A 17,991-nucleotide genomic window follows, 5' to 3' on the forward strand; every position below is an offset into this window, starting at 1 on the left:
TTACTTCCTCTCCCAAAAATTCTAAAAGCAATCTATTTAAAATCTTACTCGAAATTTGGTTTCTTTTCTATTCTTTTTCGTACAGAGATGGCCGATAATGCCTACAACACAACCTAATATTGCACCGCCTAATACTTCATTTGGCTCATGCCCAAGCATTTCCTTTAATTTTTTCGGTGTCTTTTCTTTGAATTCAACTTTTTCCTTATTTGAAATCTTCTCTACCAATTCATCTAATGAATTTACTTTTAATGTAAGTTCTCCTGTTTGCCTGCGGATTCCTTGTGCATCATACATGACAATCAGCCCATAGATCAGCGACAATGCAAAATCAACTGTCGGTAATCCCTGCCGTAAAGCAATATATGTTGTCAGCGATGATACTCCAGCTGAATGGGAACTTGGCATTCCTCCGGTTTGAAAAAATAATTCCGGCCGCCATTCTTTCTTTTTAAAGAAATGAATAGGAATTTTCAAACCCTGTGCCAAGCCGATACTAAAAAGAGCCAAATAAACTCCTTTGTTCATCTTTCTCACCTCTTGTTAATATTGTTCAGAAAGAAGTGTTTAATTATTCTACATGGAAATACTAACAATCATGGGAGGTGAACCTAATGGGTAAAAAAGGCGGAGCAAGCAGGGGAGTAAAAGCACCAGGTGTAAACCCGCAGGGTTACGGACAGGATGCAGAATTCTCAGAGGAGCCAAAAAGTAAATTAGAAAATGCTGCAAAGAAAAAGAATACAAAATAATAAAGAAAACTCGCCGATTGGCGAGCCCCAAAGGGCGAACACAGTGGCGTAGTTACACTTCCCAGGCTCGTAGAGTGCCACGTCCTGTGGCACTCGCCTGACTAGGACATCCTGTCCGTCGTGCGACATAGGAAAAGGCTGCCCTTAGGACAGCCTTACTTAGGCTTAAGAAACAAAATCAGCTTCTTGTGGAAAGACACGGTGCAAGCCTCTTAGCTCCAATTGAGAAAACATGTCAAAGACTTTGTCTTTTTCAATGGTAAGTTTAGCTTCATCTAGACTGCAAGAAACCGGTACATCACAACGGATCTTCGCAAGTTTTCTCGATAAGTGCAGCATTTCGAGGTCTTGCTCTATTTTTGTTTTATTTCCTTTTGAAAGTTTATCTAAATTTGATATGATCCCTTCAATATGATCATACTCCTGTAACAGCTTTAATGCCGTCTTTTCCCCAATTCCTTTGACACCTGGATAGTTATCACTAGTATCTCCCATCAAGGCCTTTAAATCGACCATTTGTTGCGGATTAATGCCTTTATCCTCATAAAAAGTCTCTGGCGTATGAACGTGATAATTGCCATATCCTTTTTTCATTAAAATGACAGAGATATTTTCATCAAGCAGCTGAAGGATATCCTGATCACCCGTTAGGATCGAAACATTGGACACTGATTTTGCTTGACTAGCTATCGTTCCAATGCAGTCATCTGCTTCAAATCCTGCCATGCCAATATTCGGGATATCAAATGCAGAAACAACCTCTTTTACTAGATCAAATTGAGGGATTAACTCGATTGGTGCTTCCCCTCGATTTGCTTTATAACCGTCATATAATTCCGAGCGAAATGTTTTACTTCCCATATCCCAACAAGTGACGAGATGGGTTGGCTTAAAAGAAGAAATGGCTGTCATTAGATGTTTAACGAAACCATAAATTCCATTTGTAGGTATTCCTTTTGAATTTATCATAAATTGCCCTGTTACAGCAGTGGCATAATAGGCGCGAAACAATAGTGCCATGCCGTCAACGAGCATTAGGGAAGGCTTTTGTTTTTGCAACGATATTCCTCCTCAAATTGTCTTTAAAAATAAATGCCATCCTATTATATCATAGGAAAGCATTCATAATCAGAAGCCTTTTTAAATCCCGAAAATTTCCCATAACCATTGATCAAGTGTTTCCGATGACGACTTTATCCTTGGAATATCGTTATATTCTTCAGTTTCTTTAAATGAAAACTGCAAAAGCTGAGTGATCGAAACAGCTTCAAATTCAGACAAAAGCTTGTTATTTCTTTTAGCTTCCGCTATGGTTTGATAAGCTGCATACAGATCGGGATCTTCTGTTTTAGCAATTTCGATTAATGTAAATGGTGATGCAACGGATTTTGCATTTGCTATGCCTACTCTTATTAGTTCAGCACGCAGCGACTGGAGTAATTGCTTTTGCTTTTTCAGCGAAAAACTCCCTTTGGAGCTTTCCCTGATATTTCGTTTGCATAGTGAACCATAATGTTTAAATAATGAAAAGGGAGAATAAGTAGATTCAATTATCTTTTTAAGTTTTTGTGAAAATTCCTCTGCTTCTTTATAAATAATCGGTGAATATACCCATTCATAAATACTGGGATTAGACTTTGAAATAAGTTCAAATGCTTTAAATATGTCATAGCCGCTTGTATCAAATGGTGATTGAAATTCCAGAACCTGTTTAGCTTTATTCAAGGTAATATATTTTTTTAAGCCATGGTAGCGATAGATGAAGCGAATATCAAAGTCTGAAAAGGGATTTTCGAGCCCCCATGCCCTGCTGCCAGCTTCACAGGCAAAAAGAATATCCAATTCGCAGTCTTGTTCAATTCTTGAAAGCCAGTCCTTCACACCGATTTCATCCTTATTTTAATTTTGATAATTCTTCTTTGATTTCGATTAATTTTTCAGTTGGTACCCCACCGTCAAGTGCTGAAAGCAAACTTAGATAGAAGTCGTCTGCTTCTTCTATTATTTGTGAGATCAGTTGTTCAAATACGCCTTCAATTACAGCATGATAAAGTTCGATAACCCGTAACTTTTCAGTCTTTAAATATTCATCAGCTGGTATAGTAAGTACTCGATTAAGTTCATCACTCATTAATTTTTTCTCATTTTTTTCAAAGAAGGATTTTGGATTTTTAAAATAACTCATCGCCTTTGAGAACAATCCAGAGTTGATCCCTATAAAAGCAGTTTCAAATTGAATTTCTTGTTTATTAGTAAATTCAAAGATCGAAAAAGAAAGATCTTGGTTGACATTTTGAAGCTCGTTAACCAGTGCTTCTTGATATTGGGCTACTATTTTTTCTGTAAAGCGATCAAGTCTAACGGTTGTCGCTCTCATTTCCTGGGCAAAGTCATAGCCAATTTCCTCAAGAAATTCTGATAGTGAATCTTGTAATGCTTTTTTTAGGTTCCGTCCATCATCACGTAATACTGCTGGATTAAATGCTTCTTTAAAGAAGTCGCCAAATCGGAAGAATACCCTTTGTTTAATATAATAAACCAATTCTTCAGTTTCCTGTGAAAGACGTTTCTGCAGACTCTCAGCTCGTTGCTGCTTAACAATCGCTTGAATCCGTGCTTTCTCTGCTTCAATTTGTTCCCGTTTGTGAAGCTTTACAGCAGCATCCTCTTTCGAACTATCAATTAGCTTACCCACTAATTGACTAACACGGTGCAGTTCATTTTCTGATGAGGCCATAGCCATGTTGGCCAAGTCATTTGAAATAAAATGATAAAAAGCATTCTCAAATTGCTCCATACCTGAACTTGGAGTATCTGCCTGCTCTTGTTTTTCCTTTAAAGCATTCAAACTTGATAAAGGATATAAATGCGGATTTCTCACTCCATATTTAATCAGTTGATCATGGACGTATTCCATAACCGTATTCTTCTCTTCCTCACTGTCTGAAAGATCAATCGCATTAATAATAAAGAACATTTTATCTAATTGGAAGGAATCCTTAACACGCCCAAGCTGAATTAAAAACTCTCTATCAGCTTTTGAAAAAGCATGATTATAATACGTAACAAAGAGAATTGCGTCGGAATTTTTGATGAAGTCAAACGCTACATTCGTATGGCGGGCATTAATTGAATCAGCTCCTGGAGTATCTACTAGTGTAATTCCTTTTCGGGTTAATTCACAATCATAATAAAGATCAATCCACTCAACGAAACAGGATTTCTCTTCCTTAGCAACAAAGTCACTAAATTCCGCTATTGTTGTTTCGATAATTTGCCCCAACTGATCTCTAAAAGCTTGATATCCTCGTTTAAATGCCTGTAAAAAAGTATAATTTGTCTTTTCTACAGCACCTTCTTGTCCTGCTTGGCCATTTATTTTTTCAATATTCTTTAATGCCTCATTAAAGTTTTCCGCTTTTAAATCAAATATTTTTAGAGCGCGATTAATATCCTCAAGCATTGCTTGATCTTCTTTAAGCTTTACAAGAACAGTCCCATGAGAATAAGAATCGTTTACTGGTTTTATTTTATTGATTGCGGCCGTTGTCGGATTAGGTGAAACAGGCAGCACTTTTTCACCAATTAATGCATTCGCAAACGAAGATTTCCCTGCACTGAACGCACCAAATAATGCGACAGTAAAGCCCTTATGATCAAATCGCTCTGCTTTTTCAATTAACTCATGAGAAATTTTGTTAAATCCAGGGAGACCATGGACAAGCTTTGCAGTTTTCTTCAGTTTGCCAGCAATATCCTTCATTCGCTCAGTCGGATCGGTTAAAACTTTTTCTTCTTTTTTATCGTGATTGTTAGCTGACAAGATTGGCTGCTTCTCTTCTTTTTTAACAATATTTATTTCTTCTCCATAAACTACTTCGAATTCCTCTTCTACTGGTTTAAACAGATCAAATGGGTCATTCTCCAACAAGGGTGTTTGCGAGAAAAGTTTTTCAAGAATAGATTGTTGCTGTACTTGGTTAGCCTCATTTTTGTTTATAATTTCGTAGGCTTTGATATATCTTTCCAAGCCTTTCGATTGTGTCGCTAATTTTTCTTGTATGGCTGCATTTTTTGCATCTATTGCATCTATAATGGTCGTTTTAAGTGTTGATATAGCATTTTTAGCTGCACGTTTAATTTCACTTGCTACATCTTCTGTATAATTCAGAACATAATCGCCTGAAAGACGGGCACCTGTTTTGACGGCACTTTCTAATAAGTCGCTTGAAAATTGAACGTTTATACTTTGTGCATTAGCTAATAATTCCTGATTCTCGATGCGCTTATCCTTTAGGAGCTTCAGCAAAAACTCACGCAAATGCCACTCGACCTGTGTTTTTGTTTTTTCAAGGATATCCTGGTAAAAAAGATTAAGTCGCTCCTTTCTTGCATCTAATGTCTTTTGTTTCGTAAAAAGAAATCCAACCTTAAAATCAGGCTGACATGATTCGAGATAGGATTCTGCTAATTCCCTCGTTTGAAAAGGCATTAAATAGGCATTTTTCATAATTTGATTCACCTCTGAATCAAATTCGATTTCCGCCTTTTCTGCACCATCACCTAAATCCTCAACCGCTTCACTTAATTCATAATAGTTCTTTGCTAAATTAGCTTGCTCGTCGATTGACAATTCATTTAGGATTTCCCTGAATGGTGCGATTTCCTGGTCATTCGTTTTCTTTTTTACATCATAATGATCCTTCAGTACCTTTTGTAAGGAGTGAAAAATAGATTGTAAAAGCAATTGGTCTCGCTCTTTCAGTCTCTCCTCTAAAAAATTGTGTAACTGGTGGAATTGATTAAACTCGTGATCTTTTTTCTTTAATGAAGTATAAAAAATATCAGCAGGTTTTACCCCCCATGAAGAGAATGAATCAACCACACTTTTTTTAAATTCAGTGAAGGTAAGTTCCTCATCAGAGTGTTTGTCAATCTGGTTAATTACTAAGTAAACCTCTTTTCCTGCCTCTGTTAACTCTTTTGTAAAAATAAAATTCAACTCTGATTGAACATGGTTATAATCCATTACATAGAAAATTAAATCAGCAAGATGGATAGCAGATTCAGTGGCAATCCGATGGGCATCGTCCGCTGAATCAATACCAGGGGTATCCATAATAACGGTATGACTTGGCAAATTAGATTCACTATGACTAATTTCAATTTCTTTAATTTGATCCCCATCTTTACAATAATTTTTAACCATTGAATAATCATATGGGGCCAAATATAAACGTGGTTTCTCATTTTTAAAAAATACCTTTGCGTACTCTTCACCTGACTTGACTTTAACAAGATTGGCACTTGTTGGAATCGGGCTCGATGGCAGTAAATTTTCTCCAACAAGTCGATTAATCATTGTTGATTTTCCAGCAGAAAAGTGCCCACAAAAAGCGATTGTGAATTCGTCATTCGCCAATTTTTCTGCTAATTGTTTTACTTTCCCTGCATTTTCATCATCTTGATGTTCAATTAAATACTTATATGAAGTTAATAACTTCCCCTTTAATGATCGAACTGTCTCCTGACGATTCTCTGTTTGAATCATAACTTATTTCCCCTTATATCAAACTTTGTAATAATAAGTATTATTTTATACGAAAATTCTAATTTTTCCTATTCATACTATCTAATATTTTAAAAAAACTGTCGATTAATAAGAAAAACATTGTTGTAACAAAAACGAGAACCCCTTCTACAAAAAAAGCTTCCCCGACATAGGGAAGCTAAACGTTTTGAAGGTGTTGTTGTGCAATTCCATTATACCCTTAGGTTTTACTAGATTTCATCAACAAAACTTTTCCAAAAACGTATATTCATGAAAAGACAATGTCTCTTTTGGTCAATTTTGTTTTAATATATGCCGAGTAAATCTCACTTTACTCTTTTTCGCATTGCTGCCTTTGAACTTCAATCAAAATTTTTTTATTGGCCAAAGTCCCGCAAATCTTACAATACGTCTCTATATTGTATAGAAGCCGACAATATTCACAATAATATTTAACCATCATTAAAAACTCCCAATTTAATAATTTTTATTAGTTTATTTTTATTTTTAGAAAATGTGAAATTTAATAAAGAAACGCCCAACAGGCGCTTCTTTCAGGCTGTCAAATACTCGGCAACCTATCATTTTATTCAATTACTTTTAATGACTCACTGCGTTAATATTATATAACAGTATTGCGTATCGGCTGTTAAACAAGTCTGTTGATTGGCGCTCCAGGCACTTCGCTTTCCGCGGGCGTGCCGGGGAGCCTCCCCGCGGAAAGCGAGTGCTCGGAGAGGAAATCAACAGAACCATTAGCAGGGACAGTCGCTAAATTTTATCTAGAGATGACAAAATCAAAAACTGCCGAGAAAATACACTTTCTCGACAGCCTGGAAAGTAGCGCCCAACAGGCGCCTCTTTATTAGTTGTTTAATCGATATACTCCACTATATTTCTCATGAAGATAATCGATTAAATATTGAGGATTTAATTCTTCTCCCGTTACATCCAGAAGAATTTCAAGCGGTTTTTTCATTTTTCCGTACTGATGAATATTTTTATTGAGCCATTGTTTTATTGGAAGCAATTGACCGTTTTCAAGCAATTGGTCAAAGTCTGGAATTACCTCTAATAGCTTATGCTTAAATTGAGCAGCATACATATACCCTAGGGCATAGGACGGAAAATAGCCAAAACTTCCTCCTGCCCAATGAACATCCTGCAGAACACCTTCAGCATCATTTTGCGGTCGAATACCGAGATATTTCTCATACATGTTATTCCATACTTCGGGAAGGTCTTTTACTTCAATTTCATGATTAAATAAACCTTTTTCGATTTCATAACGGATGATGATATGAAGCGGATATGTAAGCTCATCTGCTTCAATGCGAATTAAAGATGCTTTGGACTCATTGATTGCCCGATAAAAATCCTCTAAATTAATTTGATTAAACTGTCCATTTGAAAATGATTTCAAAAGTTCATAATTATGTTTCCAAAAAGAATAGTGCCTTCCAACAAAATTTTCATAGAATAGCGACTGGGATTCATGAATACCCATTGATGTGCCCGAACATAATGGTGTTCCAATCAGTTCAGATGAAATATTTTGCTCATAAAGGGCATGACCGCCTTCATGGATGGTCCCAAAAACAGCTGTCCGAAAATCTTGCTCATCATATCGGGTTGTAACTCTAACATCTCCTGGATTTATTCCTGTAGCAAAAGGATGAACAGTTTCATCCAATCTTCCTGCCTCAAAATTAAAACCCATTTGCTCTAAAATTTTCAAACTAAATTGACGCTGGTTTTCTTTCGTAAATGTCTTATATATGAATTCTGTTCTTGGTTTATCTGCAGTTTCTGACACACTTTTAACTAGCGGGACTAGTTTAGTTCTCAATTCACCAAATACTCGGTCAAGAATATCAACCGTGATCCCTGGCTCATACATGTCAAGCAATGTATCATACTTATTTTTTTCGTAACCCCAGTAATCTACAAAACGTCTCGTCATTTCAACGAGCTTTTCCAAATAGGGCTGGAACATGGCGAAGTCGGACTGTGCTCTAGCTTGTTCCCAAATAGTTTCAGCATTTGATTGAAGGATAACGTATTCTTTATACTCTTCAGCCTGAATCTTTTTATTACGTTCATAGTTTTTATGGCACTCTTCCAGAGTTCTTTTTGAAATATTAGAAATGTTCTTTCCTTTTAAATTTGCAATATATGCAGCCATCTCTTCAGAAACAGACATTTTAAATACTTCCGAGGATAGCATACCTATCACTTCAGACCTTTGCCCAGCGCCTTTTTTGGGTGCACCAGTGCGTAAATCCCAATATATGAGGGCAAGTGCTTCATTGTATGATGACATCTTCTTAACATATTCAAGAAATTCTTTTTCCAATTGAACAGTATTTAAGCTCATCGAACATCCCCCTTCCTTTCTTCCATATTTTATCATAATATGCAATATTCCATTAAAATAAAAAAAATAACAGAAATAACTTATTTCTGTTGTATAATTAGTTTATAGTAAATAATTTGAATATTATATATATTTATTTTTTTCAATTGCAATTCTCCATGTTTCAGGACATTCTTCAAGATACTCCCAAATAAACTGCACTAAAGGAGGAAATGGTATTGAAAGAACTAGTTGGTCGCTGTTCTTGTTGTGGAAAGGAACTTTTTTGTTTGGACGGTTTTTTTAATGGTATTTATACGAAAGACAAAAAAATCATTTGTTTTGAATGTGATACCCAAATAAAAGAAAACAATCCGCAAAGTTAGTCTTTGCGGATTGTTTTCTTGCTATTCTTCTTCAACAGCAAGATCTTTAACTGGAAGCTTTTCATTCTCAACATGTGTTGGCTTACGCAGGTTAAATATTGCTTTAAAGGCGAAAACAAGTAAGATGACGACACCAATTAAGAAAATTGTATCTGGTACCGCACGCCATAATAATAATTTTTGAACAATTGGCTGCTGCAAAAATGTTGCTGCACGAGATGCGGCATATCCATGATCAAAAGCATCTTTAATTTGCAAGAAACCGACTGGAAGCAAGGATAAAAAGACCATACCAGCCAAACCAATATTTAACAAGATGCAGCTAATTTTAAGCCATTTATCGTTCCAGGCCTCAGGTTTTACAATGCTTCTTAATGAGTAGAGAAGGACGGCGATCGCAAACATTCCGTATACGCCCATCATCGAACCATGACCATGTGCTGGAGTTAAGAATTGACCATGTTCAAAGAAAGCTACAGCAGGTAAGTTAATTAAGAAACCAAGCACACCAGCGCCAACTAAGTTCCAGATGGCAACAGAGATTAAGAACCAGAAACTTGCTTTGTAAGGGAAATCTACTCCCCCATCGCGCATCATTTTATATTGATCATATGCTTCAAGAATTAAGAGTGTCAACGGAACAACTTCCAATGCGGAAAATACTGCTCCGAGACCAATCCAAGCTTCTGACGAGCCATTATAGTAATAGTGGTGGCCAATTCCAAGCACACCGCTTCCTAATAATAAGATCAATTGGAAATACATTTGTCTAACGGTTGATTTCTTCGTTACTAAACCAAGTTGAACAAGTAAGAATCCAATAACGACAACGGCAAAGACTTCAAAAATCCCTTCAACCCAAAGGTGAATAATCCACCAGCGCCAGTAGTCAGACATTGTAAAACTGCTCGAAGGGTTAATGAATAATGCAAAGATATAGAATGCTGGAACAGCAATTGACGAGTAGAATAATAAGTGAATGAGTCCGCCTTTGTCTGATTCTTTTTTAAGTTCGGCCGTATCCCGCAATAAACGATAAAGAGCCAAATAAACATTCCGGCAATCAAAATGATCTGCCATATACGTCCTTCTTCAATATATTCCCAACCATTGTTACCTAATAAGAACCAGCTATTACCAAGATATCCATTTGCACCAAGCCACTCACCGATCATACTGCCAGCAACAAGGACAACTAATGCCCAGAATAAGATATCAACCAATAAGCCTTGTTTTTTAGGTTCAAAACCGCCAACAAGCGGTGCAATATAAATTCCCATACCCAGCCATGCGGTCGCAATCCAAAAGACAGCTAGCTGCAGGTGATAGCCTTTAGCAATATTGAACGGGAGAATATCATGAACCCATTTCATCCCAAAGAAACTCTGCGGTTCTGTGTAATAGTGAGCAAGTAGTGCCCCGAACATACATTGAACAAAAAACAATGCTGCCACAACAAAGAAATACTTACCTGCTTTCACTTGCGAAAGAGTTACAGGCATTTTTCTTAGATTTATCTCTGGAAAATTCCCTTCACTATAGGCTTCTTTCATATTAAGCTGGTAACGTTTGTAGAAGTATAAAATGATTCCGATAAATAAAACCAGGATTGTTACACTTGCACCGCTCCACCATACTGCCGAGAACGAAACCGTGTTTCCCGCATCTTGATAATATGGCCAGTTATTTGTATAAGTGATCTTATCGCCAGAGCGGACGGTACTTGAAAGCCACGCTGTCCAGAAGAAGAAGTCGGAGAGCTGCTGTATTTGGTCACCATTTGCTACATATACCCTATTGTTTTTAGGCATATCAGAGTCTTTAATTAAATTTGGTTTAAGACCCCATCCATCACCTTTCGTAAATATAACCTGATAGTAGGATCTCACCTTTTTTAACCCATAGGTTTGCGCATCTGTTAATTTTAATGTGTCTTTGCTGCTGTCATATCTGTTTTTGCGCATTTCATTAATTACATTATTCTTAATAATCGTTTTCTGATCATCATTTAATTGAGAGAATTTTTTACTAAATTTCTCATTTGCTTTAAAGTCTTGCATTCCTTGTGTATAAATCTTTAATGATTCAGCAGTATAATCAGGACCCATGTACGATCCATCTCCAAGCACTGTTCCATAATCCATTAAACCATATTTTTGCCAAACTGCCTGCCCGCCAATGATGGTATCTTTGGTGAAAAGAACATCACCTTTTTGATCTGAAACCGTAACTGGCCGCGGTGCCTGTTCCTTAAAAATCCAATATCCTCCAACCAGTAAAACAGTAAAAGTAATAAGGATCGTTAAAGTCAAAATAGATTTTAACAATGCATTCTTATTTTGCTTAACAATTTTCGGATTGGATATTCCTCGATTTATTTCCAACTTTTTTCATCCTCTCTTTTCTCTTTATGTCATTCATTGTAACTGTCACAGGAATGACATAAAGTGAAGTTCCTCATCTTGCACCTGTGATTTTTCACACACCGTTGAGAATTATTTTCACAAAATGACAATTCTATGACGGCGGTCACTTATTTTTAGAAATAGGGTTGTTACAATGACAATACAAACATTAATTCTTTATAGACATGAAGGTGATACTATCAATGAGGCATGAAGATATTGTAAAGCGATTATCAGCGGTTCCTTTATTCAAAGAGTTGACCTACGAGGAATTAGAACCTTTCGTTCAAGTTTCCCAAACACGTTTTTATAAAAGTAAAATGTATGCTTTTATGCAGGACGACCCACTGGACCGTGTCTTTTTTATTCATAGTGGTAAGGTGAAGATATGTCGAACAGACCTAAGTGGTAAAGAACAAATAATTTCTGTTCTCGAAGCGGGTGAAATGTTTCCTCATGCAGGTTTCTTCAGACATGGAAAATATCCAGCACATGCTGAAATATTAGAAGATTCTTATCTAATTGTTATTCCAATAGAGAAATTTGAGGAAATCCTAATTTCTTATCCTGAGCTTTGTATCAAAATATTTAAAGTTTTAGGTGAAAAGATTGTTGACTTGCAAGGCAGATTGGAAGCCCAAGTACTGCATAATACCTATGAACAAATTATTTTGTTACTGATCAGGCTCTGTAAATCTAATGGAGAAAAAAGAGATGACTTTTTTAAGCTAACCACACAATTCACAAACCGGGAATTGGCAAACATGATTGGCACTTCCAGAGAAACAGTAAGCCGTACCATCAACCAGTTAAAAAAGAAAGATTATATCATGCAGGATAACGAAGGTTTTTATTTATTGGACCTGGAAGCACTAAAGCAAGAGCTTTTTTATTAAGCTAAATTATTTTCTACTATTTAAAGGAGATGTTTATATTGGAAGCTAGAATAATTGAGCTTGACGTTAGAGAGGATCTAAAAAATAAAATTGAGCCTTTTCAAAAAATAATGGGAGCTATTAGCAGCTTAAACGCAAATGATACATTTATTCTGCATGCACCTTTTAAACCAACACCGTTATTTGCAGTATTAAAAGCAAAAGGATTTACACATGAAGAGGAAGAAATTGACGAAAAGCATTGGAAGGTTACTTTTGTTAAGAAAAGCTAATCATATTTAAAACAAAAGCATTAGGAAAAGGAGGATCATCAATGATTTTGGATAACCGCGGCTTAGAACCACCACAGCCAATGATGCGGACACTGGCTGCTTTAGAAAAATTGAGTGATGATGAAACCTTAACGATCATCAATGACAGAAGACCAATGTTTCTCTATGAACAATTGGAAGAGTTAGGGTACCAGCAGCGTACCGAACAACAAGAAGACGGAAGTTTCAGGATTGAAATTTTCCGATAAGAAGGTGAGTTAATTGCTTCCACAAAACTTGGGGAGTGAAACGAATATTAAGCTTCCCTTTTCATTTATTTTTTTCAGCCTACTTGCTCTTATTTTATCTCAGGTAATTTTAATTGCTAACGGACAACTGATGGCAGGCGGTATCTTTCGAATACCAGCTATTTGGTCCGCTGCACATTTGTTAATCCTGGGATGGGCCTTGATGACAGCAATGGGTGCCATGTATCAGCTTGTACCAGTAGCATTTTTGACGAAAATATGGAATGAAAAGTTTGGGTTCGTCCAATTTGGCGTAACAGCAATTGGGATTGTTTCATTTGCAGCTATGCTCTATTGGGCTCCACAAAAAGCGATCATCCCTGGAATCTTAACCTTTTTAGGAATCCTAATGTTTTTATTCCAAATGCTCATGACATTAAAGCAGCAAGCAAAAGGGACAATTCTTACTGCTTTTGTCGGTACAGCATTAGTTTGCTTGTTTATTACTATTTCCATGGGACTTACGTTAATTTATTGTCTAAAGACAGGTGCAGGCGCTAGTTATTATCAGTCATTCTTTAGAACACATCTATTAATGGGTATTACTGGGTGGTTTACTTTATTAATTTTTGGACTTTCTTATAAAATGGTTCCGATGTTCTCCTTAGCTCATGGATTTCCAATGGGCCAAGCAAAATATGTTTTTGGACTATACCTATCCGGCCTTGTGATAACAGGGTTGTCATTCTTTATCGAAGGTTCGTTCCTTGTTAAGCTTGGGTTTTTCTTATTACTGGCTGGTTTCTCTACTTTTACTTATCATATCAGTATTATTATCAAAAAAAGGCTAAAGAAAAAGCTTGATAAACCATTTAGTTTCGCCCTAACAGCTATTTTATTCGGTAATATTATTCATTTGGCTGCATTTATCCTTTTATGGACAAACAACTTCCAAAATCTTATCGGACCAATTCTCTATAGTTATTTGTTACTATGGATTGTTCTGAGCATTCTGGGATATCTCTATAAAATTGTGCCTTTCTTATGGTGGACACATAAATACAGTAAGGAAATAGGTAAACAATCTGTTCCGGCACTTAAAGAAATGATGAATGAAAAAATTGCGGTACCGTTATTCTTTCTTTTCATCCTTTCAGCGATTATGGTATTTTTTGCGCTTTCGTTTAAAGTAGCTATCCTCTTTAATGTGGGACAGTTGATTCTATCCATTGTTTTTATCATGATGTCAATAAGTATTTTAAGTGTAATTAAAAAATAAGATGAGGTGTTAGCTATGAATTTAGTTGAAAATATCCGTGAACAGTTAAAAACAGTTTATGATCCAGAATTAAATATTAATGTTGTCGATCTTGGCTTAATTTATGATATTGCGGTTAGTGATGAAGGGGATGTTAATATTACAATGACTTTAACAACACCTGGCTGTCCTTTACATAGCAGTATTGAAAGAGGGGTTCGTTACAGTCTGGAAGGATTAGAAGGAATTCGCAATGTGGATGTGCAACTTGTTTGGGAGCCTGCTTGGACCCCTGACCGAATGACACCAGAAGGAAAAAAATTATTACATGGATAAAAGATAAAAAACAAGGACCTGGTACAAACCAGGTCCTTGTTTCATTCTTTTGGTGTGACAGGCAGAACATCTTGAATACTTTCAAGTATTCCTAAATCGATATGATCATCTAACAGAATGTGTACAATTCCTTTATCCTCTTCACTTCTGATCAATCGTCCAATTCCTTGACGCAGTCTAAGGATCATATATGGCATGTCCACTTCAGCAAAAGGATTAGGAGAGCCCTCCCGTTTTGCAGTAAATACAGGGTCATTTGGCGGAAATGGCAATGAAAATATCAGCACATTTTCTAAGGAACGTCCCGGAATGTCCAGGCCTTCCCACAAACTCATCGAACATAGAACGGCATTCTCATTATTTTGAAATTCAGATACTAATGTACTAATTTCCGCATCTCCTTCAAAATATAGGGGATAGGCCAATTTATCAGGCAATTTTTGTTTTAAATCAATTAATTCTTGCTTATTTGCCACTAAAATGAGGGCACGTCCTTCAGTTTGATTAATTTGTTCTATGAGATACTGAATTTTCCCTTCAAAATCTGCTTTCGAAAACGCTGGCAATCTAACCTCCATCACATTTTCATAATCAAAAGGTGATTCAACCGAAAAGGATAAATAGTCGTTTATGCCAAGGCTTTTGGCAATATAATCAAATGACCCCTGGTTTGATAATGTTGCGGAAGAAAAAATAAAAGGTTTTTTTTGCGAAAAGACTTCTTCTCTCATTACTTCTTCAACCATTTTTGGCATGATCACAAGTGTTCGTTCTCCATGTTGTTCTTCGAACCAGATAATTCCGTTTACTGATTGGAGAAAAAGTTTTAATGAATGGGTAATTTGATCTAAATATTCCTCAACAATTTTTAATTCATAATCACTGATTACATAAAGCTCACTATCAAAAACAAGTTCCTCTTCAAGTTTCATCAGTCTGTCTAATAGTTCTCTACCCTGTTTCAATAATAATGCATGTTTATTAATAAACTGCTTTTCAGATCCCGGAACTTGATAGGCAAATTGGGAAATAAGCGAGAAAAATTGCTCATTTTCGTGGAGAACCTCTTCGATTGTAAAGAGCGTTTCATCTCTTACATTGTTTTCCATTAAACGAACCAGCAATGATTCAAGAGTTTGATCTGTAATCCTGTAACTTAACGCCTTCTGACAGGCAAACTCCAATAAATGACCTTCATCAAATATAACTGCAGCATGTTCTGGTAAAAGTGGGAGCTGGCCTTCCCGTTTTCTTGATTCTTTTGTCCAAACATGCTCCATATAAAAATCATGGGAACAAATAATTAAATCCTGTGAATGTCTGTAAAAGTCACGATTCAATGTTAACCCGCAGCGATGTCTTTTTTCACATGAAAAGCAATCCTGCAGTGAATCCCAACTGATCTTTGCCCAGTTTTCATCTGACAATTCAGGATAATCCCGACGATCCCCATACTTTTCAAAAGACTGCATCGAACTGCCAGAATGAACAAACTCTGGAAGTTTATCATATATTGCGCCAACATCATCAGAAGCATTAGAAAACCGTTCGTTTTCTAATTTTTGCAAGCATAAATATTGATTTCTCGATTTTGCTAAACGCACATCGATGTTCAGACCCAGAATCTTTTCTAATTTAGCGATGTCCCCTTCTTTTTTTACTAATTGTTCGATTAAGTTTTCGTCTGCACAAGCAATAATCGATGGCTGATTTTTATATCTGGCATATGTGATCGCATATAATAAATAGGCAATTGTTTTCCCAGTTCCTACCCCTGCTTCTGCAAACATAACCTTTTTTTCTTTAAATGCCTTTTCAAGCTGAAAAGCCATATAGATTTGTTCATCTCTAAGCTCAAAGCCTGCTTCCGGCAAAATATCGTAAAATAAGTCACCAATCCATTCACTTAACTTGTCATAAAATGTTTCGGTTTTAGCAATTGTAAACGGCATCCGGTTTTTCATCTAATACCTCCTAGAAAACAAAAAGAAAAGCGCCCAATAAAGACGCCTATCAATGTATAATCATTATTCAATCCTTTAATTTTAGCTTAAATTAAATTTTAGTCAATAAAAATCTTATTATCTTTTTTCGCTTCTCTGCCTTTTTTCCTTGGTATCTGCTGCTCATTTCACTTTATCTGCTGCTGAAAATGACAATGCTTGGTGGAATTCTTTTTGAGCATCTACAAGTTTTTCTCTTGCTGTTTCGAAAGACTCCTCTTCGGATAATAAATCCATTGATAAAGACAAAGCTTTAGAAATCATCGGAAAGTTAATATCGTTCCCAAACATGCCATCCCCTCCAGTTTTTCATCATAAAAGTATTCTATTCAACCTAAGCATTTTTTATACCTATGGTATTTCAACTGAATAGTTTCTGGTTTAGTCATCTTGAGGCCGAGGTTTCCTCTTTCCCCAATATTGGTAAAGATCTGTGCGTATAAATCCATTGAACAGCTTGCGTTTTTTCGTTGCTGGTTTTCCGTATAATCCCTCAAAATTTTCATTTGAAGTTAGAATATAAATGGACCAAGTATCAAGAGCAGCAAATGTTTGACCCATTTCTTTATACATTTGCTCTACTTCTCTTTTCTCCCCTAATCTTTCTCCATATGGAGGATTACCAACCATGACACCATATTCTTTACTCGTTGTAAGATCCTTTACTTGCATTTGTTTAAATTGAACTAAGTCACCGAAACCTGCTTCAAATGCATTTTCTTGAGCAATACTGACCATCCTGTGGTCAATATCCGATCCAATGATGTCTAATGGTTGGTCGTATTTCGCCAGGTCTTCAGCTTCATTTCGGGCTTCTTCCCAAACACGAGCAGGAATCCAGCCCCAACTCTCAGATACAAATTCTCGATTAAAGCCTGGTGCAATATTTTGGCCTATTAATGCAGCCTCAATTGGAATTGTACCAGAACCACAAAATGGATCCCAAAAAGGACGTTCTGGATTCCAGTTCGTTAACATGATAAGTGCAGCGGCCATTGTTTCCTTCAGTGGCGCAACGCCTTGTTCGGCTCTATAGCCCCTCTTATGTAATCCTGTTCCACTTGCATCAATAGTTATCGTGGCAATATCTTTTAATAATGACACTTCAATACGATACAGTGCACCGGTCTCTTCAAACCAACTTGACCGTTTGTAGTGTGACTTCAATTTTTCAACAACTGCTTTTTTTACAATTGCTTGACAATCGGAAATACTGAATAACTTGGATTTTACGGATTTTCCTAGAACAGGAAACTCCGCATCTTCTGGTAAATACTGTTCCCATGGCAGCTTTTTTGTTTTTTCAAAAAGCTCATCAAATGTTAGTGCTTTAAATTCTCCGACCTTTACTTTAATTCGATCGGCAGTCCGCAGCCATAGATTACAGCGCGCAATTGCAGATTCGTCTCCTTCAAAAATTACTTTTCCATTTTCTACCTGACAATCATAACCAAGTGCACGGACCTCTTTAGCTACAAGTGCTTCGAGTCCCATTGCAGCAGTCGCAATTATTTGATATTTTTCCATTTTTTCACCCTTAACTTTTACT

The 17,991-nt window shown here is 36.4% G+C and carries 15 protein-coding genes and 1 pseudogene; 7 read left to right on the forward strand and 9 right to left on the reverse strand.

The genetic code is table 11. From position 1 onward, the window contains the following. Positions 1-36: 36 nt before the first annotated feature. The gene (locus RCG17_RS03930) at positions 37-528 is read right to left on the reverse strand and encodes a divergent PAP2 family protein (RefSeq protein WP_308173965.1); all 492 of its coding nucleotides are present in this window, start codon (positions 526-528) and stop codon (positions 37-39) included. An 86-nt stretch (positions 529-614) separates the two neighbouring features. Here RCG17_RS03930 and sspL point away from each other — a divergent pair, with 86 nt between their 5' ends. Further along, entirely contained in the window at positions 615-752 is a 138-nt protein-coding gene (gene sspL / locus RCG17_RS03935; protein WP_308173966.1) for a small, acid-soluble spore protein L, read from the forward strand. 165 nt (positions 753-917) lie between these two features. Here sspL and RCG17_RS03940 read toward each other — a convergent pair whose 3' ends face one another. The 4 genes from RCG17_RS03940 to RCG17_RS03955 form a co-directional block, all read right to left on the reverse strand. Continuing rightward, positions 918-1,811 (reverse strand): 5'-3' exonuclease, encoded by an 894-nt coding sequence (locus RCG17_RS03940; RefSeq protein WP_308173967.1) that lies wholly within the window; start codon positions 1,809-1,811, stop codon positions 918-920. An 81-nt stretch (positions 1,812-1,892) separates the two neighbouring features. Then, the gene (locus RCG17_RS03945; protein WP_308173968.1) at positions 1,893-2,633 is read right to left on the reverse strand and encodes a nucleotidyltransferase domain-containing protein; all 741 of its coding nucleotides are present in this window, start codon (positions 2,631-2,633) and stop codon (positions 1,893-1,895) included. A 13-nt stretch (positions 2,634-2,646) separates the two neighbouring features. Continuing rightward, positions 2,647-6,303 carry a dynamin family protein gene (locus RCG17_RS03950; protein ID WP_308173969.1) on the reverse strand — a complete coding sequence of 1,219 codons (3,657 nt, stop codon included), beginning with the start codon at positions 6,301-6,303 and terminating at the stop codon, positions 2,647-2,649. A gap of 865 nt (positions 6,304-7,168) precedes the next feature. Beyond that, complete coding sequence (locus RCG17_RS03955; RefSeq protein WP_308173970.1) at positions 7,169-8,680, reverse strand: carboxypeptidase M32; 1,512 nt, start codon at positions 8,678-8,680, stop codon at positions 7,169-7,171. 218 nt (positions 8,681-8,898) lie between these two features. Here RCG17_RS03955 and RCG17_RS03960 point away from each other — a divergent pair, with 218 nt between their 5' ends. Further along, positions 8,899-9,045 carry a hypothetical protein gene (locus tag RCG17_RS03960; protein ID WP_308175986.1) on the forward strand — a complete coding sequence of 49 codons (147 nt, stop codon included), beginning with the start codon at positions 8,899-8,901 and terminating at the stop codon, positions 9,043-9,045. Positions 9,046-9,066: 21 nt separating this feature from the next. On the opposite strand, the pseudogene RCG17_RS03965 reads toward RCG17_RS03960, so the two are convergent. Continuing rightward, a pseudogene (locus tag RCG17_RS03965) lies at positions 9,067-11,429 on the reverse strand (nitric-oxide reductase large subunit). Between the two features lie 224 nt (positions 11,430-11,653). On the opposite strand from RCG17_RS03965, the gene RCG17_RS03970 reads away from it, so the two are divergent. The 5 genes from RCG17_RS03970 to RCG17_RS03990 are packed head-to-tail and all read left to right on the forward strand — an operon-like array spanning position 11,654 to position 14,439. Next, on the forward strand, positions 11,654-12,346 hold the full coding sequence (locus tag RCG17_RS03970; RefSeq protein ID WP_308173971.1) for a Crp/Fnr family transcriptional regulator: 693 nt from the start codon (positions 11,654-11,656) through the stop codon (positions 12,344-12,346). Positions 12,347-12,384: 38 nt separating this feature from the next. Continuing rightward, on the forward strand, positions 12,385-12,618 hold the full coding sequence (locus RCG17_RS03975; RefSeq protein WP_308173972.1) for a DUF2249 domain-containing protein: 234 nt from the start codon (positions 12,385-12,387) through the stop codon (positions 12,616-12,618). 41 nt (positions 12,619-12,659) lie between these two features. Beyond that, positions 12,660-12,866 (forward strand): DUF2249 domain-containing protein, encoded by a 207-nt coding sequence (locus RCG17_RS03980; RefSeq protein WP_308173973.1) that lies wholly within the window; start codon positions 12,660-12,662, stop codon positions 12,864-12,866. A 13-nt stretch (positions 12,867-12,879) separates the two neighbouring features. Then, on the forward strand, positions 12,880-14,124 hold the full coding sequence (locus tag RCG17_RS03985) for a hypothetical protein (protein WP_308173974.1): 1,245 nt from the start codon (positions 12,880-12,882) through the stop codon (positions 14,122-14,124). Between the two features lie 15 nt (positions 14,125-14,139). Beyond that, positions 14,140-14,439, forward strand: a complete 300-nt coding sequence (locus tag RCG17_RS03990) for a metal-sulfur cluster assembly factor (RefSeq protein ID WP_308173975.1) — start codon at positions 14,140-14,142, stop codon at positions 14,437-14,439. Between the two features lie 41 nt (positions 14,440-14,480). Here RCG17_RS03990 and RCG17_RS03995 read toward each other — a convergent pair whose 3' ends face one another. The 3 genes from RCG17_RS03995 to RCG17_RS04005 all read right to left on the reverse strand — a co-directional run bounded on the left by RCG17_RS03995 (position 14,481) and on the right by RCG17_RS04005 (position 17,969). After that, positions 14,481-16,403, reverse strand: coding sequence for an ATP-dependent DNA helicase (locus tag RCG17_RS03995; RefSeq protein ID WP_308173976.1), 1,923 nt, complete (start codon positions 16,401-16,403; stop codon positions 14,481-14,483). A gap of 162 nt (positions 16,404-16,565) precedes the next feature. Next, the gene (locus tag RCG17_RS04000) at positions 16,566-16,733 is read right to left on the reverse strand and encodes a hypothetical protein (RefSeq protein WP_308173977.1); all 168 of its coding nucleotides are present in this window, start codon (positions 16,731-16,733) and stop codon (positions 16,566-16,568) included. 90 nt (positions 16,734-16,823) lie between these two features. Further along, positions 16,824-17,969, reverse strand: a complete 1,146-nt coding sequence (locus RCG17_RS04005) for a THUMP domain-containing class I SAM-dependent RNA methyltransferase (RefSeq protein WP_308173978.1) — start codon at positions 17,967-17,969, stop codon at positions 16,824-16,826. Between the last annotated feature and the right edge of the window lie 22 nt (positions 17,970-17,991).

Source organism: Neobacillus sp. PS3-12 (assembly GCF_030915385.1).
In the GTDB taxonomy this organism is placed as follows: Bacteria; Bacillota; Bacilli; order Bacillales; family Cytobacillaceae; genus JAEVLT01.

What these genes read in the sequence shown, in the direction of transcription:
- RCG17_RS03990 (WP_308173975.1), top strand. Translation starts at nt 14,140, where the DNA reads ATGAATTTAGTTGAAAATATCCGTGAACAGTTAAAAACAGTTTATGAT.
- RCG17_RS03930 (WP_308173965.1), bottom strand. Translation starts at nt 528, where the DNA reads ATGAACAAAGGAGTTTATTTGGCTCTTTTTAGTATCGGCTTGGCACAG.
- RCG17_RS04000 (WP_308173977.1), bottom strand. Translation starts at nt 16,733, where the DNA reads ATGTTTGGGAACGATATTAACTTTCCGATGATTTCTAAAGCTTTGTCT.
- RCG17_RS03980 (WP_308173973.1), top strand. Translation starts at nt 12,660, where the DNA reads ATGATTTTGGATAACCGCGGCTTAGAACCACCACAGCCAATGATGCGG.
- sspL (WP_308173966.1), top strand. Translation starts at nt 615, where the DNA reads ATGGGTAAAAAAGGCGGAGCAAGCAGGGGAGTAAAAGCACCAGGTGTA.
- RCG17_RS03955 (WP_308173970.1), bottom strand. Translation starts at nt 8,680, where the DNA reads ATGAGCTTAAATACTGTTCAATTGGAAAAAGAATTTCTTGAATATGTT.
- RCG17_RS04005 (WP_308173978.1), bottom strand. Translation starts at nt 17,969, where the DNA reads ATGGAAAAATATCAAATAATTGCGACTGCTGCAATGGGACTCGAAGCA.
- RCG17_RS03995 (WP_308173976.1), bottom strand. Translation starts at nt 16,403, where the DNA reads ATGAAAAACCGGATGCCGTTTACAATTGCTAAAACCGAAACATTTTAT.
- RCG17_RS03970 (WP_308173971.1), top strand. Translation starts at nt 11,654, where the DNA reads ATGAGGCATGAAGATATTGTAAAGCGATTATCAGCGGTTCCTTTATTC.
- RCG17_RS03950 (WP_308173969.1), bottom strand. Translation starts at nt 6,303, where the DNA reads ATGATTCAAACAGAGAATCGTCAGGAGACAGTTCGATCATTAAAGGGG.